Source organism: Pseudomonas sp. S06B 330, from assembly GCF_002845275.2.
Taxonomy (GTDB): domain Bacteria; phylum Pseudomonadota; class Gammaproteobacteria; order Pseudomonadales; family Pseudomonadaceae; genus Aquipseudomonas.
Genome location: NZ_CP088149.1, coordinates 3,870,494 through 3,894,204 on the forward strand (window position 1 = coordinate 3,870,494; position 23,711 = coordinate 3,894,204).

Annotated in this window: 23 protein-coding genes and 1 pseudogene; 9 read left to right on the forward strand and 15 right to left on the reverse strand. The window is 60.7% G+C overall.

Annotated elements, in window-relative coordinates:
- Positions 1 to 78: 78 nt before the first annotated feature.
- Complete coding sequence (locus tag CX511_RS17230) at positions 79 to 603, reverse strand: MgtC/SapB family protein (protein ID WP_045188473.1); 525 nt, start codon at positions 601 to 603, stop codon at positions 79 to 81.
- A 145-nt stretch (positions 604 to 748) separates the two neighbouring features.
- Between CX511_RS17230 and CX511_RS17235 the strand changes: the two genes are divergently transcribed.
- The 3 genes from CX511_RS17235 to mapR all read left to right on the forward strand — a co-directional run bounded on the left by CX511_RS17235 (position 749) and on the right by mapR (position 3,973).
- Complete coding sequence (locus CX511_RS17235) at positions 749 to 988, forward strand: DUF3203 family protein (RefSeq protein WP_045188475.1); 240 nt, start codon at positions 749 to 751, stop codon at positions 986 to 988.
- A gap of 121 nt (positions 989 to 1,109) precedes the next feature.
- Positions 1,110 to 2,522: a cytochrome c oxidase accessory protein CcoG gene (gene ccoG, locus CX511_RS17240; RefSeq protein ID WP_045188476.1), complete on the forward strand. Its 1,413-nt coding sequence runs from the start codon at positions 1,110 to 1,112 to the stop codon at positions 2,520 to 2,522.
- Positions 2,523 to 2,563: 41 nt separating this feature from the next.
- Positions 2,564 to 3,973 carry a GntR family transcriptional regulator MpaR gene (mapR, locus tag CX511_RS17245; RefSeq protein WP_101292947.1) on the forward strand — a complete coding sequence of 470 codons (1,410 nt, stop codon included), beginning with the start codon at positions 2,564 to 2,566 and terminating at the stop codon, positions 3,971 to 3,973.
- Positions 3,974 to 4,009: 36 nt separating this feature from the next.
- Here mapR and CX511_RS17250 read toward each other — a convergent pair whose 3' ends face one another.
- Complete coding sequence (locus CX511_RS17250) at positions 4,010 to 4,756, reverse strand: SDR family oxidoreductase (RefSeq protein ID WP_045188480.1); 747 nt, start codon at positions 4,754 to 4,756, stop codon at positions 4,010 to 4,012.
- Positions 4,757 to 4,826: 70 nt separating this feature from the next.
- Positions 4,827 to 5,975: a sterol desaturase family protein gene (locus tag CX511_RS17255; protein WP_101292946.1), complete on the reverse strand. Its 1,149-nt coding sequence runs from the start codon at positions 5,973 to 5,975 to the stop codon at positions 4,827 to 4,829.
- A gap of 187 nt (positions 5,976 to 6,162) precedes the next feature.
- Between CX511_RS17255 and CX511_RS17260 the strand changes: the two genes are divergently transcribed.
- The 4 genes from CX511_RS17260 to CX511_RS17275 are packed head-to-tail and all read left to right on the forward strand — an operon-like array spanning position 6,163 to position 9,664.
- Positions 6,163 to 7,872, forward strand: a complete 1,710-nt coding sequence (locus CX511_RS17260; RefSeq protein WP_101292945.1) for a copper resistance system multicopper oxidase — start codon at positions 6,163 to 6,165, stop codon at positions 7,870 to 7,872.
- Positions 7,865 to 8,776 carry a copper resistance protein B gene (locus CX511_RS17265; RefSeq protein WP_101292944.1) on the forward strand — a complete coding sequence of 304 codons (912 nt, stop codon included), beginning with the start codon at positions 7,865 to 7,867 and terminating at the stop codon, positions 8,774 to 8,776. Before CX511_RS17260 ends, CX511_RS17265 begins: the two co-directional genes overlap by 8 nt.
- Positions 8,777 to 8,790: 14 nt before the next feature.
- Complete coding sequence (locus CX511_RS17270; RefSeq protein WP_101292943.1) at positions 8,791 to 9,219, forward strand: DUF411 domain-containing protein; 429 nt, start codon at positions 8,791 to 8,793, stop codon at positions 9,217 to 9,219.
- 10 nt (positions 9,220 to 9,229) lie between these two features.
- Positions 9,230 to 9,664: a YqaA family protein gene (locus CX511_RS17275; protein WP_045188491.1), complete on the forward strand. Its 435-nt coding sequence runs from the start codon at positions 9,230 to 9,232 to the stop codon at positions 9,662 to 9,664.
- A 79-nt stretch (positions 9,665 to 9,743) separates the two neighbouring features.
- On the opposite strand, the gene CX511_RS17280 is transcribed toward CX511_RS17275, so the two are convergent.
- The 6 genes from CX511_RS17280 to CX511_RS17305 all read right to left on the reverse strand — a co-directional run bounded on the left by CX511_RS17280 (position 9,744) and on the right by CX511_RS17305 (position 15,189).
- Positions 9,744 to 10,325, reverse strand: coding sequence for a DinB family protein (locus tag CX511_RS17280; protein ID WP_045188493.1), 582 nt, complete (start codon positions 10,323 to 10,325; stop codon positions 9,744 to 9,746).
- 11 nt (positions 10,326 to 10,336) lie between these two features.
- A complete protein-coding gene (zapE, locus tag CX511_RS17285; RefSeq protein ID WP_045188495.1) occupies positions 10,337 to 11,455 on the reverse strand; it encodes a cell division protein ZapE in 1,119 nt (372 codons plus the stop codon).
- A gap of 67 nt (positions 11,456 to 11,522) precedes the next feature.
- Positions 11,523 to 12,671 (reverse strand): PQQ-dependent sugar dehydrogenase, encoded by a 1,149-nt coding sequence (locus CX511_RS17290; protein WP_101292942.1) that lies wholly within the window; start codon positions 12,669 to 12,671, stop codon positions 11,523 to 11,525.
- A gap of 30 nt (positions 12,672 to 12,701) precedes the next feature.
- A complete protein-coding gene (locus CX511_RS17295; protein ID WP_045188500.1) occupies positions 12,702 to 13,016 on the reverse strand; it encodes a hypothetical protein in 315 nt (104 codons plus the stop codon).
- A 109-nt stretch (positions 13,017 to 13,125) separates the two neighbouring features.
- Positions 13,126 to 14,088: an agmatinase gene (speB, locus tag CX511_RS17300; RefSeq protein ID WP_045188502.1), complete on the reverse strand. Its 963-nt coding sequence runs from the start codon at positions 14,086 to 14,088 to the stop codon at positions 13,126 to 13,128.
- A 21-nt stretch (positions 14,089 to 14,109) separates the two neighbouring features.
- Complete coding sequence (locus tag CX511_RS17305; RefSeq protein WP_045188506.1) at positions 14,110 to 15,189, reverse strand: extracellular solute-binding protein; 1,080 nt, start codon at positions 15,187 to 15,189, stop codon at positions 14,110 to 14,112.
- Positions 15,190 to 15,289: 100 nt separating this feature from the next.
- Between CX511_RS17305 and CX511_RS17310 the strand changes: the two genes are divergently transcribed.
- Entirely contained in the window at positions 15,290 to 16,180 is an 891-nt protein-coding gene (locus CX511_RS17310; RefSeq protein WP_045188509.1) for a LysR family transcriptional regulator, read from the forward strand.
- Between the two features lies 1 nt (position 16,181).
- Here CX511_RS17310 and CX511_RS17315 read toward each other — a convergent pair whose 3' ends face one another.
- The 4 genes and pseudogenes from CX511_RS17315 to CX511_RS17330 form a co-directional block, all read right to left on the reverse strand.
- Positions 16,182 to 18,602, reverse strand: a complete 2,421-nt coding sequence (locus tag CX511_RS17315) for a TonB-dependent receptor (RefSeq protein WP_101292973.1) — start codon at positions 18,600 to 18,602, stop codon at positions 16,182 to 16,184.
- A gap of 323 nt (positions 18,603 to 18,925) precedes the next feature.
- Entirely contained in the window at positions 18,926 to 19,804 is an 879-nt protein-coding gene (locus CX511_RS17320) for a FecR family protein (protein WP_231353325.1), read from the reverse strand.
- 4 nt (positions 19,805 to 19,808) lie between these two features.
- Positions 19,809 to 20,315 (reverse strand): annotated as a pseudogene (locus CX511_RS17325) (RNA polymerase sigma factor); the annotation flags it as partial.
- 141 nt (positions 20,316 to 20,456) lie between these two features.
- Positions 20,457 to 20,711 (reverse strand): hypothetical protein, encoded by a 255-nt coding sequence (locus CX511_RS17330; protein WP_038612906.1) that lies wholly within the window; start codon positions 20,709 to 20,711, stop codon positions 20,457 to 20,459.
- Between the two features lie 131 nt (positions 20,712 to 20,842).
- Between CX511_RS17330 and CX511_RS17335 the strand changes: the two genes are divergently transcribed.
- Entirely contained in the window at positions 20,843 to 21,163 is a 321-nt protein-coding gene (locus CX511_RS17335) for an ElaB/YgaM/YqjD family protein (protein WP_045188512.1), read from the forward strand.
- A gap of 79 nt (positions 21,164 to 21,242) precedes the next feature.
- Here CX511_RS17335 and CX511_RS17340 read toward each other — a convergent pair whose 3' ends face one another.
- Positions 21,243 to 21,872, reverse strand: coding sequence for a response regulator transcription factor (locus tag CX511_RS17340; RefSeq protein ID WP_045188514.1), 630 nt, complete (start codon positions 21,870 to 21,872; stop codon positions 21,243 to 21,245).
- The gene (locus tag CX511_RS17345; RefSeq protein ID WP_045188516.1) at positions 21,872 to 23,671 is read right to left on the reverse strand and encodes a PAS domain-containing sensor histidine kinase; all 1,800 of its coding nucleotides are present in this window, start codon (positions 23,669 to 23,671) and stop codon (positions 21,872 to 21,874) included. The genes CX511_RS17340 and CX511_RS17345 overlap by 1 nt, the downstream gene beginning before the upstream one ends.
- Positions 23,672 to 23,711 lie beyond the last annotated feature (40 nt).

Genomic DNA, 23,711 nt, shown 5'->3' on the forward strand with positions numbered 1-23,711 from the left:
GCCAAAAACAACAATAGACCGCCCTCCAATAACAAAAAAAGAGCACGCAACAATCTTTGAGGGGAGCTTCGGCTCCCCTCAGTGCTTCCTGCCCTCCTCGTTTTGGTCATCGTCATCCTTCTCGAACGTGTTCACTACCCAAGGCATCACACCCAGCACCAGCAACGCCAGTAGCGTGCTGATCACTGCCGTGGCTTCGCGTCCCATGCCGGCAGCCACACCGATGGCAGCAGTCATCCACAACCCGGCCGCGGTGGTCAGGCCTTTGACGTGGTCAAGTTGCTGATGGTGCCCTTTGAGAATGGTGCCGGCACCGAGAAAGCCGATACCGGCAACGATACCCTGGATGACCCGACTCAAGCCGGCATCGTCGACGCCAGCCATGCGCGGTACCAGTACGAACAAGGCGGCCCCCATCGCCACCAGCATATGCGTGCGCACACCAGCGGCTTTGCCCTTGAGTTCACGCTCAAAACCCAGAATGCCACCGAGCAACGCGGCCATCAGCATGCGCACCGTTACCTGGGTCAGTTGCTTGGCATCGTTGAGGTCAGCGAACTCGGCCACCAGGGTCAACCAGACTTGATGCCACCAGGCGTCCATTGACGTGCTCCGCAACAGAGGTGTTATAAGATGGACTGCGCGGCGGCGCACAAGTGCGGCGGTGACCGCTGATCGGTTGACTACAGCAACAACGTCCACGCTGGGGTCTCAACCTATAAGCCCCACTCGCCAGGAGATCGCCAACATGCCCATCGAAATCGATGAAACCAGCCAGCGCTGCACGCTGATCAGCGACGACATGCATATCCAGGGCGCCGCAGCCGATGTCACAGTGGTCACTGATGAAAACCTGCGCATGTCTGTGGCAGAGCTCGGCGGACAGCGTGTACCGATCACAGAAGCCGAAGCGGACGCCTTAACTGTAGCGGGTGCGGTGGATGGTCGCAGGCACCTCAAGACTACCGAGCCAGGCTCGGTAATCTAAGGCCTGCAGGTTATTGCAGGAAAATCTGATACGGTTTTTATCGAAATACCTGAGTCTGTTATGCAAACAGATGGGACGCCATAGTGCTCTGGCCTGATCGAGGCCTGATGAGCGACGAACCATGAGCGATAGAATTCCCGTCCAGATCGTTGAAATTGCCGAGCCTTCCACTTTCAAGAAGAAGACCGCCAGTAGCGACGGAAAGATCCACACCCGCAGCTTTACCGGCTTGTTTCGTAACCTGCGCCTGACGGGCGCGGGTTTTCTGTTTTTGCTGTTTTTTGGCACCGTCTGGTTGAACTGGAACGGCCGCCAGGCCGTGCTCTGGGACTTGGCCGAGAGCAAATTCCATATTTTCGGTGCGACCTTCTGGCCCCAGGACTTCATCCTCCTGTCAGCCCTGCTGATCATCTGCGCCTTCGGTCTATTCGCCATCACCGTGTTTGCCGGCCGGGTGTGGTGTGGTTACACCTGCCCACAAAGCTCCTGGACCTGGATCTTCATGTGGTGCGAAAAAGTCACCGAAGGTGATCGCAACCAGCGGATCAAACTCGATGCCGCGCCGTGGGGCCTTAGCAAACTGGCGCGGCGCTCGGCCAAGCACACACTGTGGTTGGCCATCAGCCTGCTTACGGGCCTGACCTTCGTTGGTTACTTCACGCCGATCCGGCCGTTGACTGAGGAGCTGTTCACCCTGCAACTGGGCGGAGTCAGCCTGTTCTGGATCCTGTTCTTCACCGGTGCCACCTACATCAATGCCGGCTGGCTGCGTGAAGCGGTATGTATGCACATGTGCCCTTACGCACGGTTCCAGAGCGTGATGTTCGACAAGGACACCCTGGCCATCGCCTACGACCCTTCACGCGGCGAATCCCGCGGCCCGCGCAAAAAAGACAGCGACTACAAGGCCAAAGGCCTGGGCGACTGTATTGATTGCCAGATGTGTGTGCAGGTCTGCCCGACCGGTATCGACATCCGCGATGGCCTGCAGATGGAATGCATTGGCTGCGCGGCGTGCATCGACGCCTGTGATTCGATCATGGACAAAATGGGCTACGCCCGTGGCCTGGTCGGCTACAAGTCCGAACACAACCTGCAAGGTGGCAAGACCAACTGGTTGCGACCTCGCCTGCTCGGCTATGTCACCGCGCTGGTGGTCATGATTGGTGCGCTGGTCATCGCCCTGCAACAACGACCGATGGTATCGATGGACGTGATCAAGGACCGTGGCCTGTTCCGTGAGAACAACCTGGGTCAGATCGAAAATATTTATACCCTCAAGGTCATCAACAAAACCCAGCAAGCACAACACTATCGCTTGCGCCTGGTCGATGCCGAGGGCTTCGAATTACACGGCAAGACCGAGTTCACCCTGGACGCTGGCGAGATGAGCGAGTTGCCGGTATCGGTGGCGATGCTTGCCGAACGGGCACAAAGCAGCTCCCGGGAAATCGGCTTCGAAATCAGTGACAGCGACGAGCCAGGGGTTTCCAGTGTGGCTCACAGCCGTTTTGTCGCGCCATTGAACCGTTGATCACATACACTTCGCAGCAGTCAGAACTGTCCTGAGCCATGATGAAACGCTACGAAAAATTTGCCGACGACATTGCCGAACTGATTCGCTCCGGGGTCCTGGGCCCCGGTCAGCGTGTACCGTCGGTGCGCTATGCCAGCCAGACCCACGGGGTCAGCCCCTCCACGGTGTTCCAGGCTTATTACCTGCTGGAACGCCGTGGACTGATTCGCGCGCGGCCGCGCTCGGGCTATTTCGTCAATGCCCATGCGCCGCGCCAATTCAGCGAACCGCAGATCATCGAACAAGCCAGCGAGTCCACCGAAGTGGATGTCAGTGAGCTGGTGTTCTCGATCCTCGACTCGATCAAGGACCCGCAGACCGTCGCCTTCGGCTCGGCCTTCCCCAGCCCCAACCTGTTCCCGCTGCCGCGTCTGGCCCGTTCCATGGCCAGTGCCAGCCGCGAAATGGACCCACGCATGGTGGTCACCGACCTGTCACCGGGCAACCCGCAGTTGCGCCGGCAAATTGCCCTGCGTTACATGGTCGGCGGCTTGATGCTGCCAATGGAAGAGCTGCTGATCACCAATGGTGCACTGGAGGCGCTGAACTTGTGCCTGCAGGCAGTGACCGAGCCGGGTGACCTGGTGGCGATCGAGGCCCCGGCCTTCTATGCCTGCCTGCAAGTGCTTGAACGGCTTAAGCTCAAGGCCGTAGAAATCCCCGTGCACCCGCGCGAAGGAATCGACCTTGGGGTCCTGGCGCAGACCCTGGCCAAGCACCCGGTCAAAGCGGTCTGGTGCATGACCAACTTCCAGAACCCGGTAGGCGCGAGCATGCCAGAGGAGAAAAAGCAGCAACTGGTCGAATTGCTGCGTGAGCATCAGGTGCCACTGATCGAAGACGATGTCTATGCCGAACTGTATTACGCCCAACAAGCGCCGAAACCGGCCAAGGCCTTCGACACCGATGGTCTGGTGATGCATTGCGGCTCGTTTTCCAAGAGCCTGGCGCCGGGTTACCGGATTGGCTGGGTCGCCGCTGGCCGCTATGCGCAGAAAATCGAACGGCTCAAGCTGATGACTTCACTGTGTGCCTCGATGCCGGCTCAGGCAGCAATCGCCGACTACTTGCAGCACGGTGGCTACGACAGGCACTTGCGCAAATTGCGTTACGCCCTGGAAGAGCAACAGAGCGCCATGCTTGCCGCCATTGCCCGGCACTTCCCCGCACAGACTCGGGTCAGTCATCCGTCCGGCGGTTATTTCCTGTGGCTGGAGCTACCGGAACAGATGGATTCGCTCAAGTTGTTCCAGATGGCCCTGGCCCAGGGCATCAGCATCGCGCCGGGACCGATCTTTTCGCCGACCCAACGCTTTCGCAACTGCATCCGCCTGAATTACGGCAGCCCTTGGACCGAACAATCGGAAAAGGCCATGGAAACCCTGGGCAGGATCGTGCGTTCGTTCTAAATACCTGGCAGGCCCAACCCTTGATCTGGGGCTGGCTTAGCGCCCGCCCCCCAGGTCAATGAAGCTACCGGTGGCGTACGAGGCTTTATCCGAAAGTAGCCAGAGAATCGCCTCAGCCACTTCCTCAGCCTGACCGCCCCGCCCCATCGGGATACTCGGTTCAAGCTTACTGACACGCTCAGCGTCGCCGCTGAGGGCATGAAAGTCAGTAAAGATATAGCCAGGACGCACGGCATTGACCCGAACACCGTCAGCAGCGACTTCCTTGGCCAGCCCCAGCGTGAGCGTGTCCAACGCCCCCTTGGACGCCGCGTAATCGACATACTCATTGGGCGAACCGAGCCGCGCGGCCACCGATGACACGTTGACGATACTGCCGCCCTTGCCGCCGTGGCGCTTGGACATGCGCTGCAAGGCATGCTTGCTACAAAGCATTGGTCCGACCACGTTGGTTTTCATCAGTTTAAGCAGGCGAAATTCCGACATGTGCTCAAGCTGACTCTTTTGGCCGATGGTCCCGGCATTGTTGACCAATGCAGTGATCGGCCCAAGCTCGGCATCGACGCGCTGAAACAAGTGGATGATTTCGTCTTCGACACTGACATCGGCTTTGACCGTGATGGCCTCGGCCCCCGCTTCACGGACCTCAGCCAGCACCCGCTGGGCAGCCTCATCGTCGTTCAGATAGTTGATGCAGATACGATAGCCTTCACGTGCGGCCAGACGTGCAGTCGCCGCACCAATACCCCGGCTGGCGCCGGTAATCACAATGACCTTGTCCATCAATTCTCCTTGCCCCAATGACCTTGCCCCTTGAAGGCTATCGCAGTCAGGGGGCAAGCGGAAAGTTGCTTCAGGCCGCCGGTGGCACCTTGGGTTCGGGCTTGCGCAGCGGGTACAAGTGCTGGCGCAGTATGCCTTCGGGCAAGTCCTTACCGAACACACCGTAACGTGTTGGCCATTCCTTGGGGGGCAGCTTGAACGTGCCGAACAGCATGTCCACCAAGGGGGTGTGGATGGCGTAGTTTTTGTAGATGTAGTCCTTGTGCCGAGCGTGGTGCCAGTGATGGTAGCGCGGCAGCACCAGCAGGTAATTGAGCCAACCACCGTCAATGCGCACGTTGGCATGCGCCAGCACGGCTTGGACACCAACCAGGATGACATAGGCGTTCATCGCCTGCGGCGAGAAGCCCAGCAGGATCAACGGCGCCAGCACCCCCGTACGGGTCAGGAGGATTTCGCAGAAATGGATGCGCGAACCGGCCAACCAATCCATGTGCGTACTCGAATGGTGCACGGCATGAAAGCGCCACATCCAAGGCACCACGTGGTACAGGCGGTGCAGCCAGTACTGACCGAGGTCAGCAACAAGCACCGCGAGCAGAAACTGCACGACAATCGGCAGGCTCTGCACCTTGGCCTGCAGCGTGTCAGACACCACCCAGTCGGCCAGCCAGCTGGACGACGCCGTGACAAAGATCAGGATGAATTGCACCAGCATATGACTGACAAAAAAGTAGCTCAGGTCCGTGCGCCAATGCGGGCGCAGGATGTTCTGCTGGGGATCCTTGGCGTAGAGCTTTTCCAGCGGGATGAAAATGATGGCCGAGACCAGCAGCGCCAACACGAACCAGTCCAGGCCCAGTGAATAGGGGGTCTGGCCGATGGTTTCGGTCTGAATGTTGGTGCCGCCGAGAAACATTGCCAGGCCAGCGGCGGTGATGCCGGTGAATCCCAGGCGCTTACGCTGGTTGAGGAGGATGTTCAGGGTACCAAGACCGAAGGCCAGGATCAGGCCAATCAACAGCACCGTACGGGCGAACTGTTCGCTGTAGACCTTGCGAAACTCGGCAAAGGTCAACCACTGTGGAAACAGAAAACACAGTACTGCCAGCAGGCTGAGCAGCCCTAACGTTGCCGAAATGTAACCGCTGATACGCCCTTCACCAAGCTTGAACGGCGCATTGCCGTGGCGTTTGAAATAGGCCTTGATTGCCTGCATGAATCGTTGTTCCTTAGATGTGATGAGTCTCCCTACGGCGCAAAGTATACCGGCCTGCCCTCGGCAACGGCCATCACACCACAGCCACTTGCCCGTTGAGCTGACAATTCTGTAATCCACTGCTCAGTTTGCTGACAGTCATTGCTCGCTAAGGTCATGCCATCCTCGCTTAAGGACTGGCATCACCATGCTTGCACACCCGACCCGCCGCACCTTCGTCAAAGGATTCGCCGCCGGTAGCGCCCTGGCCGGTCTCGGCCTTTGGCGCTTGCCCGCTTTCGCCGCAGACGCCCCACTTGGCAATACCCTCAGCGGTCGCGACTTCGACCTGATTATCGGCCAGACCCCAGTCAATATTACCGGTCGCCCGCGCACAGCGCTGACCATCAACAACAGCCTGCCCGGCCCGGTGCTGCGCTGGCGTGAAGGCGACACTGTCACCTTGCGCGTGCGCAATCGCCTGACCGAGCCGACATCGCTGCACTGGCACGGCATCATCCTGCCGGCCAACATGGACGGCGTGCCAGGCCTTAGCTTTGCCGGCATTGAGCCTGGTGGCGAGTACCTCTATCAGTTCACCCTGCAGCAAAGCGGCACCTACTGGTATCACAGTCATTCCGGACTGCAAGAGCAGGCTGGGGTGTACGGGGCGATCGTCATCGAACCGAAAGAACCTGAACCTCATCGCTACCAACGCGACTATGTGCTGCTGCTCAGTGACTGGAGTGACCAGACGCCCGAGGCGCTGATGGCGACCCTGAAGAAGCAATCGGACGCGTTCAACTATCACAAGCGTACCGTGGGTGACTTCATCGAAGACGTCGCCGCGCACGGCTGGTCGAAGACGGTGGCCGAGCGCAAAGGCTGGGCCCAGATGCGCATGAGCCCGACCGACCTGGCCGACATCAGCGCCGCAACCTACACCTACCTGCTTAACGGCCAGCCGCCAGACGGCAATTTCACCTGCCTGTTCCAGCCTGGTGAAACCGTACGTCTGCGCCTGATCAATGGCTCAGCGATGAGCTATTTCGACTTCCGCATCCCCGGCCTGAAACTGACGGTAATCGCTGCCGACGGCCAGCCGGTACAGCCAGTTGAAGTCGATGAACTGCGCATCGCCGTGGCCGAGACCTACGATGTGCTGGTTCGCGTCGGCGATCTGCCTGCCTACACCCTGTATGCCCAGAGCATGGACCGCAGCGGTTATGCCCGCGGCACACTCGCCCGTAGCCCTGGCCTGAGCGCCGAAGTTCCCGCACCGGACCCACGACCAATCCTGACCATGGCCGACATGGGCCACGGCGGCATGGAGGCGATGGCGGGCATGGACCATAGCCAGATGGGCAATATGGATCATTCCGCCATGGGGGGGATGCAAACCCACCCTGCCAGCGAAACCGACAATCCACTGGTCGACATGCAGACCATGAGCCCCAAGCCCAACCTCAGCGACCCTGGCATTGGCCTGCGCAACAATGGTCGACGGGTGCTGACCTACGCCGACCTGAAGAGCACCTTCGCCGACCCCGATGGCCGCGAGCCGTCACGCGACATCGAGCTGCACCTGACCGGACACATGGAGCGCTTTGCCTGGTCGTTCAACGGCATCAAATTCTCCGACGCCCAACCCTTGCGGTTGCGCTATGGCGAGCGCCTGCGCATCACCCTGGTCAACGACACCATGATGGCCCACCCGATTCACCTGCATGGCCTGTGGAGCGACCTGGAGGACGAGCACGGGCGCTTCCAGGTGCGTAAGCACACCCTCGACATACCGCCGGGCAGTCGCCGCAGCTACCGGGTCAGTGCAGATGCCCTGGGGCGCTGGGCCTACCACTGCCACCTGCTTTACCACATGGAGATGGGTATGTTCCGCGAGGTACGCGTCGATGAATGAAGTTTTCAGCCGTCCACTGCTGGGCAGCCTGGCGCTGCTCACCTTGCTGGCCAGTGAAGACGTCCGCGCCCAGGGCATGGGCCATGGCGCGATGAATCACGGCAGCATGAACCACAGCAGCAAGTCCCAAGCGCCAATGGATCACGCCGGTATGGACCACAGCAGCATGGGCCACGGCCAAGCAGCGGACGCACCGCGCACGCCGCTACCACCGATCACTGATGCCGACCGCCGCGCCGCCTTCCCGCCCTTGCCAGGGCATCAGGTGCATGACCGGCAGACCAACTGGGCTGTGGTTGTCGAGCAACTCGAATACCAGAACTTCGAAAGCAGTAGCGCACTCAAATGGGACGCCAACGCCTGGGTCGGCGGTGATATCGATCGCCTGTGGCTACGCAGCGAAGGTGAGCGTGAAGAGGGTGTCACCCACAAGGCCGAACTGCAGGCACTGTGGGGCCATGCCATCAGCCCCTGGTGGGAACTGGTGGGAGGCCTGCGCCAGGATTTCAAACCGTCCAGCGGGCAAACCTGGGCCGCGTTCGGTGTTCAAGGCATGCCCTTGTATGGCCTGGAGCTGGAGGCCACCGCCTATGTCGGTGAGCGGCAACAAACCGCGCTGCGCATAGAGAGCAGTTACGCTATCCTGCTGACCAATCGGTGGATACTTGAACCTTCGTTGGAGGCCAATTTTTATGGCCGCAACGATGCCAGCCGCGATCAGGGCAGTGGCCTTGCCGACAGCGAGATCGGCCTGCGTCTGCGTTATGAGATCACCCGCGGCTTTGCCCCTTACCTGGGGGTCAGTGTCAACCGCAGCTACGGCAATGCCGCCGAACAGATCCGCGATGACGCTGGCGATATCGGCCAGACCCGTCTGGTCGCCGGTGTCCGCCTACGTTTCTAGCAGTGGAGAATCACATGTTGAGCAAAAAAATCGTCGCTTTCGGCCTGTTGGCCCTGAGCACCCTGGCCCAGGCGGGGCAGACCATTGATGTCTTCCGCGACCCCAACTGTGGTTGCTGCAAGGAGTGGATTAGCCACCTGCGCGACAACGGCTTTACCGTCAACGACCATGTCGAACCGAACATGAGCGCGGTCAAGCAGCGCTTGGGCGTGGCTCCGCGCCTGGCGTCGTGCCACACCGGCGTGATTGACGGCAAGTTCGTCGAAGGTCACGTACCGGCCGAGCAGGTCAAGCTGCTGGCCAAGCGTTCCGACCTGCGCGGCCTGGCCGTGCCTGGCATGCCGATGGGCTCGCCGGGCATGGAAATGGGCGATCACAAGGACGCCTACCAGGTCATCGGCCTGACCCAGGACGGCCGCGACGAAGTGGTCGCCAACTACTGATCCTGTTTCGATGTTGAGTGAATGGGCGCTGTTCTTCAGCGCCTTCGGCGCCGCAACGCTATTGCCGCTGCAATCGGAAGCCGTGCTGGTGGGCTTGCTCCTGCACGACCGGCAGGCACTTTATAGCCTGTTGTTGATTGCCACCGCGGGCAATGTGCTGGGTTCGATCGTCAATTGGCTGCTGGGGCGCGGCATCGAGCACCTGCGTGACCGGCGCTGGTTTCCGTTCAAGCCCGCCCAGCTTGAGAAAGCCCAGCAGCGTTATCAGCGCTACGGTCAATGGTCGCTGTTGCTGAGCTGGATGCCGGTAATCGGTGACCCGTTGACCCTGATCGCCGGGATCATGCGCGAGCCGTTCTGGCGCTTCGTCTTGCTGGTCACCCTGGCCAAGGCCGGGCGCTATGTGGTGTTGGCGCTGTTGACCGTGGGCTGGATGCAACACTGAATCCTCGTCTGCGGGGCCACGCGCCGCAGATCGGGGAGCCCGAGCGCTTTCACCAGCGCCTGCTCGGATAGCTTAAGCGCTAACGCCCCCAGATCTGCGCTTCGGTCCAACCCAGTTCTGCGAAGTCCTGGGCGCGCAGGTGCGCTTCGTCCTCGCAAAAGAACTCATCCAGCTGCGGCGGGCGTACCGACGTATCACTGAGCATGGCATGCACCTGGCCGCGGTGGTGGATCTGGTGCTGGAACAGGTGCGACAGCAGCCGCAGTCGTTGCTCACGCTGAACCCAGTCGGGGCGCACGATACTCACGTAGCGTTGCAATTGCTCGTCGTGCAGTTGGCTGCAATAAGCAATCAAGCGGTGATCTGCCTGGGCCTGTTCGGCATTCAGTGCCTCGCAGTCGGCAAACGGTTCTTCGGGCTCGAAGAAGCGCTCGCTGTCCGGTTCCGGGGCCTGGCCACGTTGCTCGGATTCAAGGGCATTGAGGTAGAACCAGTCCACCGTGAGGATATGGTTGAGGGTCGCCTTGATCGACCCGAAAAAACTGCAGCGCGGCGCCAGGAACTCGTCCTGGCTCAGTTGCAGGCAGGCCTTGTAGAGCCTGTGGTTGGCCCAACCGTTCTGGTAGGCCATGGTCAGCAGATGGTGCGATAGCGGCTGCATGATCGACTCCTTCAACAGAAGCGTTGCAGTTGCATCTCCCGCAAGCGGCTCAGGGTGCGCCGGAACGGGAACTCCAGATACCCTTGAGTGTAGAGTGCTTCCAGGGGCACTTCGGCTTCCAGGTACAAGGCGATCCGACGGTCGTAGCATTCATCGACCAAGGCGATGAAGCGCCGCACGCTGTCATCGTGAATCGACAACTGCGGCAGCTCACGGTCGCCGGCCACGACCCGCTGGGCACCATCTTCGGTGCCGCGGGCAATCTTCGCCGGGCGCTGGCGCGCGCCAAGGGCTGGGACATCGCCGAGCAAAATGGCCTGAAAACTGTCACACAGGGCCATGAAATCCATGGCAGCGAAGGGTTGCTCGCAAAGATCGGCGTAACGGCACCAGAGGACGCTAGCGCAGCGTTGCACCACCGTCAGTCGCCGAGACCCAATGCTCAGTGCCTGATCAGTTGCAGCTTGCTCGCCGCGCAGTTGTTCGAACACCTGCTCAAGTGCCGTGGGTTGTCCGTCGTCGCGCACCCAGTAGCGTTGTTGCCCGGCGCCTGGATGCAAACGGTGATCCTGGTCACCGGCCACAGCAATTACCTGCATGTGCTGCTCGATCGCCGCAATTGCTGGCAGAAAGCGCTCTCGATTGAAGCCATCGCTGTAAAGCTGATCTGGCGGCTGGTTGGAGGTGGCAACGATTACCACACCGGCCTCGAACAACACCTGGAATAGACCGCCGAGAATGATTGCATCGCCAATGTCATTGACGAACAACTCATCGAAACAGAGCACACGAATTTCTTCAGCCAATGACAGTGCCAGGGCCTGTAAGGGCTCTGCGGTGCCGTTGAGCTGAAACAGACGCTGATGCACCCACCGCATGAAGTGGTGAAAATGCTGACGCCGCGCGGGCACCTGCAAGCAGGCATGAAACTGGTCCATCAGCCAGGTTTTGCCGCGACCGACTGGCCCCCAGAGATAAACGCCTTTAGGCGTTTCGCCGCGCTGCAGGGCCTCAAAGCAGAGTTGAAGCTCAGCTGCAGCCTGCAATTGCGCCGTGTCACTGACAAAACCCTGCGAGTCGATAGCCTGCTGGTACAACTGCAAAGGGGACGGTTCGGTGAGGCAGGACATGAACAGCGCCTGTGGCAAAAGGCCTTATTCTAGCCTTCTTCGTGGCTGTTAGAAGCACTGCAGGGCTTTACAGATCAAGCCCCACCTTCAATAACGCGCCATCCTCAGCATCTGTCAGCAGATACAGGTACCCGTCCGGCCCTACCCGCACGTCGCGGATCCGTGCATTGAGCTCGCCAAGCAAGCGCTCTTCATGCACCACGTTATCCCCGTCCAGCTGTAAACGGATCAGCTCCTGGCTCAACAGCGCGCCAATGAACACGCTTTGATTCCAGGCATTGAAACGTGGGTTGTCGTAAAACGCCATGCCGCTGATAGCGGGCGATTTTTCCCAGACATGATGAGGATCGACCATACCGTCGACATGCTCGCCCTGGGCTTCAGGAATCGGCAGCAGCGTGTAGTTGATGCCATGGGTCGCAATCGGCCAGCCGTAATTCTTGCCGGGCTTGGGCAGATTGATCTCATCGCCGCCACGCGGGCCGTGCTCGTTGGTCCACAACTCACCGGTCCAGGGGTTGAGCGCTGCGCCCTGCTGATTACGGTGACCAAAGGACCAGATTTCCGGGCGTACGTTGTCCTGGCCGACAAAGGGGTTGTCTTTGGGCACGGTGCCATCCGGGAGGATGCGCACGACCTTGCCTTGCAGCTTGTCCAGGTCTTGGGCCGTAGGGCGCTGGTTGTTTTCACCCAACGCGATGAATAGATAGCCATCACGATCAAACACCAAACGTGAGCCAAAGTGATTACTCGTCGACAGCTTGGGCTGTTGACGGAAAATCACGTTGAAGTCTTCAAGCTTGGCCAAGTCTGCAGACAAACGCCCACGGCCCACCGCAGTACCGGCTTTACCCTCCTCGCCACCGCCCTCGGCATAGCTCAGGTAGACCATGCGGTCCTGCTTGAAGGTCGGCGATAGCACCACATCGAGTAAACCGCCCTGGCCCGTAGCCCAGACTTCAGGCACCCCAGCCAGCGGCGCGCCGACCTTGCCCTCGGGGCTGACAATACGCAGATTACCGGGTCGTTCAGTGACCAGGATGCCCTTACTGTCTGGCAAGAAGGCCAGGGCCCAGGGGTGGCGCAGGCCTTCGGCCAGTGTGCTGACCGTCACACTGCCCTCTTCACTCTTGAAACTGCGCTCAGGCGCGGCCTCGGCCAGCAGCGGCAACAACGCCGCGGTCAACAGGCTGGGAATCCAGGTACGTACGGGCATCAGCGTTTCCTTCCAGGGAGGGCAAGCCAATCAAGGCATGCGGGGCGACTCGCGTGGCGGGCGGGTGGGTTCCAGGTGCGGCGTGGTTTGTTCGCGGCGCATGTTTTCGCCATTACCGATGCCACGATTCTCAACAGTCGGGATACGGGGGTTGGGCTGGGTCGATGGACCCCGTACGGGAGGCGTGGCCGGTACGCTGCCTTGTCGGCTGTTGGGGTTGGCCCGCATGATCGGGCTGTTGTAGGGGTTGTTCGGCGAGGCGGCCACGTGTATCGGTGCCGCCCCTGCCAGCCCCGGTACGTTCAACAGCAAGCCCAGGGCCAGGCCCAACAGTGATCTGTTCACGGTTACCTCCTGCGCGAAACGACGCGCCCAAGCATTGGATAGCCTAAGGCGCGTCAGGTTCGTCAGCAAACCGCAATTTCTCCTACAGGTAATTCATTTTGTTTCCAGCTCAGCGGTCGACCTTGTGCCGGGCGGCGTACAGGCAGAGCATTTCCATCGCCAGCGTCGCCCCGGCCAAGGCGGTGATATCGGCATGATCGTAGGCTGGCGCGACCTCTACCAGGTCCATCCCCACCAGGTTGATACCGCGCAGGCCGCCGATGATTTCCAGCGCCTGCAACGTGCTTAGCCCGCCACACACCGGCGTGCCGGTGCCCGGCGCGTAAGCCGGATCAAGGCAATCGATATCGAAGGTCAGGTACACCGGATGGTCACCTACGCGCGCGCGAACCGCCTCGATGATCGCCGCACATCCCCGCTGGTGCACCTGCCGCGCATCAAGTACGGCAAAGCCCTGAGGATCGTCATTGGTGGTACGCAGGCCGATCTGCACCGAGCGCGACGGATCCACCAGGCCTTCACGCGCGGCGTGCCAAAACATCGTGCCGTGGTCGACACGCCCGCCCCCCTCCTCGTCCGGCCAAGTGTCGCTGTGGGCATCAAAATGAATCAGAGACAACGGCCCGTGTTTACGCGCATGCGCCTTGAGCAGCGGATAACTGATGAAGTGATCACCCCCCAGGGTGAGCATGGCGCACCCCCCTTCAAGGATCTGTTCGGCATGAGCCTGGATGCGCTGGGGAATGGTCTGCGGGCTGCCGTAATCGAAATCACAGTCACCGTAGTCGATCACCGCCAGATGATCGAACGGATCGAATTCCCATGGCCAGTGGCGAGCCCAGGCCTGTTGCACCGAGGCTGCACGAATGGCCCGCGGGCCGAAGCGCGCACCCGGACGGTTACTGGTGGCGGTGTCGAACGGCACGCCGCTGACTACCACATCGACACCGCGCAGGTCGCGGCTGTAGCGCCGCCTGGAAAAACTGGTGATACCGGCAAAGGTATTTTCCGCGACCGTGCCATACAGGCTTTCGCGGGTCATGGCCTGGTCGTTGTTGGGGGCGAGATCCATCATCGGGCTCCTGGTTCTTTGTTATTGGCGACTACGAAAAGCGGTCCACAGCCGGGTGCGCTGGCGCATGTCGGCCAAGCTCATGCTACGGTCGGCAAACAGCCGCGCGCGCACTTCATCCGAGGGGTAGATGTCCGGGTCGCCACGTACCGCTTCGTCCACCAATACGGTGGCAGCTTGGTTGGCGTTGGCGAAAAACAGCGTGTTGGTCAGCGGCGCCACCGAATCAGGGCGCAGCATGAAAGCAATGAAGGCCTTGGCCGCCTCTGGGTGCGGCGCATCTTTGGGGATGGCCAGATTGTCTTGCCAAATGATCGTGCCTTCCCGGGGAATCCGGTACACCACCTGGTAGGGCTTGTCGGCTTGCCGGGCCTGATCGGCGGCCATGGCCGCATCACCGTTATAGGTCAGCGCCAAACACACACTGCCGTTGGCCAGGTCGTTGATCTGCCGACCGTTGGCCACATAGCTGACCGACGGCTGCAGCTGCTGGAGCAGCGCCTGGGCTGCGGCCAGATCGTCCTTGTTACGGCTGTACGGGTCTTTGCCCAGGTAGTGCAAGGCCACACCGATCACCTCCTGAGGCGAGTCGGACATGGCTATTCCGCAGTCCTTGAGCTTGCTGGCGTATTCGGGTTTGAACAACAGGTCAAGGCTGTCCAGCGGCGCATCGCCCACACGCTGGCGCACCGCTTCAAGGTTCATCCCCAGTCCCAGCGTGCCCCAGGTGTAAGGCACCGCGTACTGGTTGCCGGGGTCCACTTCGGCCAGCTTGGCCAACAGGTCCTTGTCCAGATTGCTGTAGCCGGGCATTTGTTGGGCCTGCAGCGGTTGCAGGGCGCCGGCCGCCAGAGCACGGGCCAGCAGGCTGGAGGACGGCACAACCACGTCATAACCACTGCCACCGGTGAGCAACTTGGTTTCCAATACCTCTGTGGTGTCGAACGTGTCGTACCGCACCTTGTAGCCGCTTTCCTTTTCAAAGCGCTGCAAAACCTCTGGCGCCACGTAATCGGCCCAGCTGTAGAGGTTGAGGACTTTTTCTTCGGCCTGAAGCGGCAAGGCCAGCATCACCGGGAACAACCACAGGTATCTACGCATGTCGGGCACCTTTATCAGTGAATGCCGCCAGCATGCACGCCGGGTTACATTACAAAAATGGCAACTTCCTTAAGCTGACATTCATCAGGAGCAATGTTTGATGCTCGGACAACTGCACGACCTCGACCTGCACCTGCTGCGGCTGTTCGTCACTGTAGTCGAGGCCGGCGGCTTCAGCGCCGCTCAGGGCGTACTCGGGCTGAGCCAGCCCAGTATCAGCCAGCAGATGGCGCGCCTGGAAACGCGTCTCGGCTATCGTCTGTGCAGTCGCGGCAAAGGCGGCTTTGGCCTGACCGCCAAAGGCGAGGTGCTGCTTAAGGCAACCCGGGAACTGCTGGTACAGATAGAAGCCTTCCGTCATCAGGCCAATGGCGTCGCTGGACGCTTGCTTGGTGAAGTGCGCGTAGGTATTTCTGAAGCCCAGGACAGCAGCGTGACCCTACGCCTGGCGCAGGCCATCGAGCGTTTTCGCCAGCGCGACGAATCCGTGCGCCTGGAACTGGTCAGTGCCATGCCCGCGGATCTTGAGCGCCTGCTGTTGCAGCAGCGCCTTGACCTTGCCATTGGTTACTTCTCCGGCAAACAATCGGCGTTCGACTACACGCCGTTGTTCGAGGAGACCCAGCGCCTGTATTGCGCCAGCCACCATCGGCTGGCCAACCAGGCGCAGGTGAGCCTGGAAGTACTGCTGCAGGCCGACCAGGTCGAGCACCCCTACAGCTTTCTGGAAAGTCCCGACCCGCTCAGTGGTGGCCGTGCTTCAGCACGCTCCGAACAGGTCGAGGGTGCCCTGGCGTTCATTCTTTCCGGGCGCCACATTGGCTATCTGCCCTGCCACTTCGCCGCGCCCTGGGTTGAGCGTGGGTTGTTGCAGGGCTTGGACCCGGCATTGAACTTTGAGGTGCCCTTCGTCCTCGCTCGTCATCGCGCCCAAGTGCCCAGCGACGCTCAGCAGGCCTTTGAAGCCGACCTGCTGACGACCTTCGCCTGACTCAATACGCCATCGACCAGGTCAAGGTGTAGGTGCGACCGCGGCCTTGGTAGTCATACAGGTACTCCGGGCCGTAGGTTGGCGAGTAGAACAGGGTTGCACGCTGACCCCAGACTGTACTGTATTCCTTGTCCAGCAGGTTCTGGATGCCAGCGCTGAAGGTGCCGAAACCTGTCTCCTGGCTGCCCAGCAAGTCGAAGGTGGTGTAGCCCTTGATCTCGTGATCAGCATCGTCTTTGAGGGTGAAGGCATGGTTGGCTTGCAGGCGCGCACTTCGCCCCTCGTTTTTCCAGCCGACAAAGGCCGTGGACTTGGACAACGAAGCATAACGGGCGTCACGCTTGATCCAGTCACCGTCTTTGTCTTCTTCCTCTGAACGCACCAGGTGCAGGGTGCTACCGGCTTCCCAACCGCTTTCGAAATGACGGGTCAGTGCCCCTTCAAACCCGAAGTCACGGCTCTTTTGGTCCTCCACGTTGATGGTCAGGGTGGCCATGTCGGTGGTGATGATCTTGTCCGACCAGATGTAATACACCGCCGCTTGCGCATCCCAGTCAAGGTCGGCGTAGCGCCAGCCCATTTCCACCTGGCGGCTCTTGATTCCGGCCAGCGGGTTGTCCTCAACGCTCAGGCCAGGTTTTCCATAAAACTTGGCCGGGTCTGGCAGGTCGAAGCCCTCACCGTAGTTGGTCCAGACCTGATGACCATTCTTGAAGTCGTAGATGGCACCGAGGTTGAACAGGTTAACCTGATAATCGTTGCTGCCGCCGGGCACACCCTTGAAATCGCCGACATCGACATCCATTTGCTGGCGGCGGGCACCGCCGGAGACGGTCAGGTTGTCCGTCGCATGCCAGTCCATCTGGGCGTAGTACGACAGACCATCAACCCGGTAACTGGGATAGCGCGGGGCCTTGCTTTCCTTGTCCAGGTCCAGCCCGCCGCTTTCGGATGAGGTCTGGGAGTCGAAGGTAGTCTGCTCGGCATTGAAACGCTCACGGTCCAGGTCCACCCCATAGGTCAGTTTGAGGGTGTCCCATTGCTTGGCAAACAGTGCCTTGAGGCTACTGACCTCAAAGTTCTGCTGCGAAGCGGCAAAATACACACCCTTGGCACCGGCCGGTTTGCCGTTGTAGTACGGGAACGGGTAGAAGTTGTCGTCTTCCTTGCGGTACGAGGCCTGCAGGTAGAAGTCCTGGCCAAGCACATCGCTGTGGTGATAGTTGGCATTGAGCAGCACGCGCTTGGTCCGTGGCTCAAGGTCCGTGGAGTAACCGCCGCGCAGTTCAGCGTCTTCCAGGTCAGAGGGGGCGTTGTGGTTCAGGTTGGGAAAGTAAATCCCGGTGCTGCCATGATTGCCTGAGTCATAGTACTGGGCGAGCAGGTCCAGACTCTGTTCATCGTTGAATTTCATACCCAGGCTGCCGAGCACGTCGATGGTGCGGTTGTACTGCAGGTCGGTCTGGGTGTTGTCGATGAAGACCTGGTCGCCAGCGCCATCGTAGAAGGCTTCGTTCTGCTCGCCAGAAATACCCAGGCGCGCATTGATTCGCTCGTTGCCACCACTGACCGACTGGGCAATGCGGGTCGACAGGTCGTCGCTGTTGTTGAAACCGCTACTGGCGCCCAACTGAGTCTCGAAGCGGGCTGGGCCTGCCTCACCTTTCTTGGTCACGATGTTGATGATACCGCCGGTGGCGCCGCCACCGTAGATGGCGCTGGCACCCGAGAGCACTTCAACGCGCTCGACGTTGAATGGTGAGATGCTGTCGAACTGGCGCGACAAGCCACGGGAGCTGTTCTGGCTGACCCCGTCGATCATCACCAGCACATTGCGCCCGCGCATGTTCTGGCCGTAGTTGGTGCGCCCTTCCGGGGCGAGGTCGAGGCCAGGTACCAATTTGCCAATAGCTTCTTTAAGGCTGACACCGCTGTTGATCTGCTCGTTGAGCTGCTGCTGGTCGACCACCCAGACGGTGCCCGGAATTTCACTGATCGAGGTGCTGGTACGCGAAGCCACACTGACTTCAATCGGCTTGAGGCTGACGCTCGCCGGTGCAGCCTGGGCCTTGCGCAGGATAACCGTGCGCGAATCGCTGAACTGCCAGCTCATGCCGCTGCCGGCCAGCAGGCTCTGCAAGGCCTGGGCGATGCTGTAGCGGCCGCTGAGGGCCGGGCTGTGCAAGCCGGCGACATCGGCGGTGGTGAACAGCAAGTGAAGCCCAGCCTGGTCGGCGAAAGCTGTCAGGGCCTGATCGAGGTTCTGGGCCGGCAGATCCAGGCTGACCTCGCGGTCTTGCTGGGCGCTCGCTTGCCCAGCACTCACGGCTTCGGCCGCCAATGCCCAAACCGGGCCGAGCAGTGCGGCGACGGCGGTTGAAGCCAGCAGAACGTGTTTGAAACGAGCGGTGGAGCAAGCGATTGGCTTAAGCGGACCCTTCACAGTGTTCTTCCAGACAAATTATGTAAATGAGAATGAATTGCTGATCAGTCTCACTACGACGATTGAGCGAGGAAGAACTTGCAGTGAATAAGTGAAATAATTTTTTGGCAGGCTCAAGTGAGCAGCACTACATGCTGTAGCCGCTGCCGAGGCACGAGGCTGCGATCGACTGCGGAGCAGTCGCCACTCGAGCGCAGCGTTGGGCCTGGCAGATCGCGCAGGCCAGGTTTTGCGGGCGTTTCACGCCCGATCGCAGCCTTCCGGCAGCGGCTACAGGTGCCAGAAGCGGGCTTGCTGCGCAATCAGTACACCACAGCCAACCAGGGCAGATAAGTCACCTTCAAGGCGTAGCGCTGCTCCAGCGTACGCAGCAATCCTTGCGGGTCATCCAGGTCAAATACCCCACTGACCTGCATTGCCCCCAACTGCTGATCGGACAACACAATGCGCCCGTGCTGATAACGCTCAAGCTCGGCCAGCACCTCGCGCAGGGGCTTGCCATTGAAGATCAGCTTGCCGCGCTGCCAGGCAGTCTGTGCCCGCGCATCGGGTGTGCTGCTGAGCACGTGCTCGCCGATTTGTGCCTGCCCCTGAGCAATCACCACACGGTTATGGCTGCCATCACGACGTACACTGAACACCGCCCCGCTACCTTGCACCGCTTCGCCACCCGCCTCGACAATGAACGGGCGCGGATCGTCAGCGGGCTCGAACAACGCTTCGCCTGCCTTGAGCATCACTCGACGCTGACCAGTGCTGAAATCCACCGACAAGGCACTGCCACTGTTGAGCAACACCTGCGAGCCGTCGGCGAGGGTAATACGCTGCTGTTGGCCAACGCTGGTGTGGTAGTCGGCAAGCAAGGCCGGGGCTTGCTGCCAACCGCCATAACCGACCAGCGCCAACACCAGGGAAGCCGCCAAGGCACTGCCCCAGTGACGGCGACGCGGTGCAGCGGCCTTCAGTTCGGTGGCCGCTCGGGTCTGGCCCAGATCGCCCCACAAAGATTCGGCTTCTTGGGCGGCATGAGCATGCGCGGGGCTGAGCTGACGCCAACGCTGGTATCGAGCACGCTCGGCATCCGTAGCATTGCCGGAGTGCAGCAATACCTGCCAGTCGAGGGCATCGTCGGACAAATCACTGATCGGCTGCGGTGCAAGCATGGCGAGGGCATCAGTCATGGTTGTGTTTGAGCCAGTCGCGGCAGTGGCGCAGTGCCTGGCCGATGTATTTTGCCACCATGCTCTCGGAAACGCCCAACTGTTGTGCAATCTGCGCCTGCGTCAGCCCTTCAACCCGGTTGAGCAGCAGCGCCTGACGTGCGTTGGGCGATAGCTGCAGCAAGGCTTCGTCAAGTTGCTCCAGGCGCTCACGGGCCAGCAAGGCAGCCTCCGGCGCGGGTGCCGGACACGGTACCTGGCGCACCGCGTCGGTATCGTCGAGGTTGCCGGCCATACGCTGCTCGCGGCGCAAGGTATCGATGGCCAGGTTGCCAGCGACGCGGAAGATAAAACGGCGGGCATGCAGCACCGGCAGCTCCTGCTGCTCGATCTTGACCAACTTGAGGTAGGTTTCCTGAGCCACATCAGCCGCACGCTGCCGGTCGCTCATGCGCCGGGTCAGGAACTGCAGCAAGTCATCGTAATGTTCCTGGAAACTGGCCAGCAGCCCGGACACGGGAGACGTCAACATGGAGGGGTTCGATGGGCCTTGGGAACAAGAAATACACGCTAATGAGAAACAGTATCGTTCATATTGACCGTGGTTTTCAACGCCCCCGTGTATTTGCCGTACCGGATTGGCCCACCCGCGCTGACAGTCTCTGCGAAGGCCTTACTTGGCCGCCGCCATCAGCTTGTTGACCTCACTGCGGACCATGTTGGCGAACTCGGGCGGCGACATGCCGTCCAGTTCAGAACGTACCCATTCGGCCCACTTGCCTTTACGCCGCGGTTTTTCCGCGATCAGTCGAGCCGCTTCGCCCTTGGCCTTGCCCAGGTTGGTCTGCCAGAGCTCGAACAATCGTGCTTTCTCGTCCTCGATCTGCGCCCGTTCGGCGAAGCTCTTATTGGCCAGATTGAAACTCATGAGGGTGTCCTGCCGCTGGAAAATAGGCGCTATCTTACACTGTAGCCAGCAAGGGTCGGCAAAGCCGCTGCAACTTTCCGCCCCCAGCGCTATCCACTGTTCAATGCCCATCACTCTATGAGGAACTGTCCATGGCCAGGAAAACCACCCTGCAAGCCGAAGCCGAGCAAATCAAGGACCAGGCTTTCAGCGAACTGCAGGCGTTGATCGAAGATTCGGAAAAACTGCTACGCGACAGCGCAGCCCTGGTGGGCGAAGACGCGGAAACCCTGCGCGCTCAGGTCAGCCTCAAACTTAAGCAGGCGCGAGAAGCGATGGGTAATGTGCGCAGCAAGGCACAACCAGTGGTGGATGCCACTCAGGACTACATCGGTGGTCACCCATGGCAGACAGTAGCTATTTCGGCAGGCTTTGGCTTGGTGGTGGGGCTGCTTCTGGGGCGGCGTTCTTAAATCATCGCAGCGACCGGTGGGAGTCAACCTTGCTGTTACGCGGTGCCTGCATCGCTGGCAAGGCCAGCTCCCACTGATATCAGGGCTGTGGCCCCAACGGCTCAACCACGCCACAGGCAATCGCCATCCCCACCAATGCAGGCAACGTGTCAGCCTCCATGCGCTTCATCACCCGTGACCGGTACAGGTCGACGGTCTTCACACTGACCTCAAGCTGTTCGGCAATCTCACGGTTACTGAACCCTTGCACCAACGGCACGAAGACATCCCGCTCACGCGGTGTCAGGCTATCGATCCGCGCTTGCACCACCGCCCGTGGTCCGCTACCAGCAAGGGCTCGACGCGAGCGATCGAGCGCGGCCTGGACAGCGTCCAGCAGTAACTGATCGTTGTAAGGTTTTTCAATAAAGTCGCAGGCACCAGCCTTGAACGCTCGAACCACGATCGGTACATCGGCGTGGCCGCTAAGAAAGATCACTGGCAGCTCGATACCGCGCTCGCCCAAAGCCTGCTGGACACTCAAACCGCCCATCCCGGGCATGCGCACATCAAGCAGCACACACGCTGGCAAGTGTTCGTCACACGCCTGCAGAAACGCCTGGCCATTGGTAAACGGCAGCGCCTGAATACCAACTGACTCCAACAGCCAGACCGTTGAGTCGAGCATGCCTTGGTCATCGTCGACCACATAGACTTTCGCTTGCTGCATCACACGCCCTCTGTTCCGACACTGGCCACCGGCGCCAGCCGACAACACAAGATCAATCCACCCGTCGCCCCCGGCAGCGCCTGCAAGGTGCCGCCAAAACCTTCGATGATACTGCGGCTCATGCTCAAGCCAAGGCCCAGACCCTCCGGTTTGCTGGTGTTGAAGGGGGTAAAAATACCGTCCAGCCGCTCAGCCGCCACCCCCGGCCCCTGGTCGCTGACCTGTATCTGCACCTGCCCGGCGACAAGCGCGGCGCTGAGCACAATACGCGAAGGCTGCCCTTGATGCTGCTCGCGGTTGGCATCAATAGCGTTGCGCAACAGGTTGAGCAGTACCTGTTCAAGCAGCACCCGATCGGCATAGACCGCCGGCAGCGGATCGCTCACCTGCAACTCGACACTCACCCGGTCTCGGCTCGCCTCCCAGGCACAAAGGCGCACCGCCTCAACAGCGACATCGGCAATCGACAAAGCCTGCAGGCGCCGCGGCTCCTTACGCAGAAACGCACGCAGACGCTTGATCACTTCAGCGGCGTGGGTTGCCTGCTCAGTAATACGCGCCAAGCCCTGAGCAACCCGCGCTGCCGCCTGTGGATCACGCTCCAGAGCCTGCAGGTAGCGCTGGCTGGCGCCCGCATAGTTGACCACTGCCGCCAGCGGCTGGTTGATCTCATGGGCAATGCCTGATGCCAGCTCGCCGAGGGTGATCAGGCGCGCACTGTGGGCCAGTTCATCTTGATGACGACGTTGTTGGCTTTCACGCAACTCACGCTCGGTCATGTCGCGGGCAACCAATGAGTAGTAGCGTTGGCCGCCGGTGGCGCGATGGGCGATCAACACCAGTGATACCGGAAACGCCGCGCCCCCCTGCCAAGGGATCAAGCGTGTCTCGGCATGCCAGACGCCGGTTTGCTCGGCGCGCTGCCAGCCTTCACGTTGCAACTGTTGCTGCAGCCCAGGGTCGAGCAACACCTGCAAAGCCGGGAGTGTCTGTACGTCCTGCAGACCCAGGGCGCGCCGTGCCGAACCGTTGAGGTAGCTCAGATGGCCTTCGCGGTCGGTGAACAGCACCAGGTCGGTGTTGGCCTCCACCACTTCGGCGAGCCGTCGACGGTTTTCCTGGGCCTCGACGCGCACGGTGATGTCCCGCGAAACACTGACGATTTCCACCACCGCCCCGGTGTAGGTCTCGCGAATCGCCCGGCTGGCGATTTCGAACCACAAGTAGTGGCCGTGACGATGGCGTACCCGGCAGGTCATGGTCTGGTAACCATCCTGCTCCAACGCCTGAGCCGCTTGCAGCAGCGATTGTTGACGGTCCTGGGGGTGAAACAGCGACTGCACCGCAACGCCGCGCAACGCTTCGGGCCAATAACCGAGCAGTCGATAGGAGGCCGGCGACGCATCGAGAAAGCAGCCATCGGGGCTGTGCCGGGAGATCAGGTCGGTGGTGTTCTCAGTAATCAACCGATACAGGCGCCGCGCCTGGCTGGCCTCACGTTCAGCCAGGCGTTCGGCGCTGGCATCACGACATCGCGCCAGTACCTGATCGGGACTGATGGGGATAAAGGTCCAGAGCAGAATCTGCCCGGCCACCTGCGCTTCGACATCACTAATGGCCCGGGCTTGACTGCGGCAGGCGTTCACCAGCGCCTGGAAATTACTTGGCAACCAGTAGTCGGCTGAGCGCTGCGGCCAAGGTCCGAGCATGGCCTGCAAGGCCGGGTTGACCGCCAGCACTGCGGCTGATGCGTCGAGAAGCAGGCTGGGCTGGGGATCGCTGGCGAGCAAAGGGGTCATGGGTGCGCTCAAACGGATGGCTTTGAATGCGCATATAGTA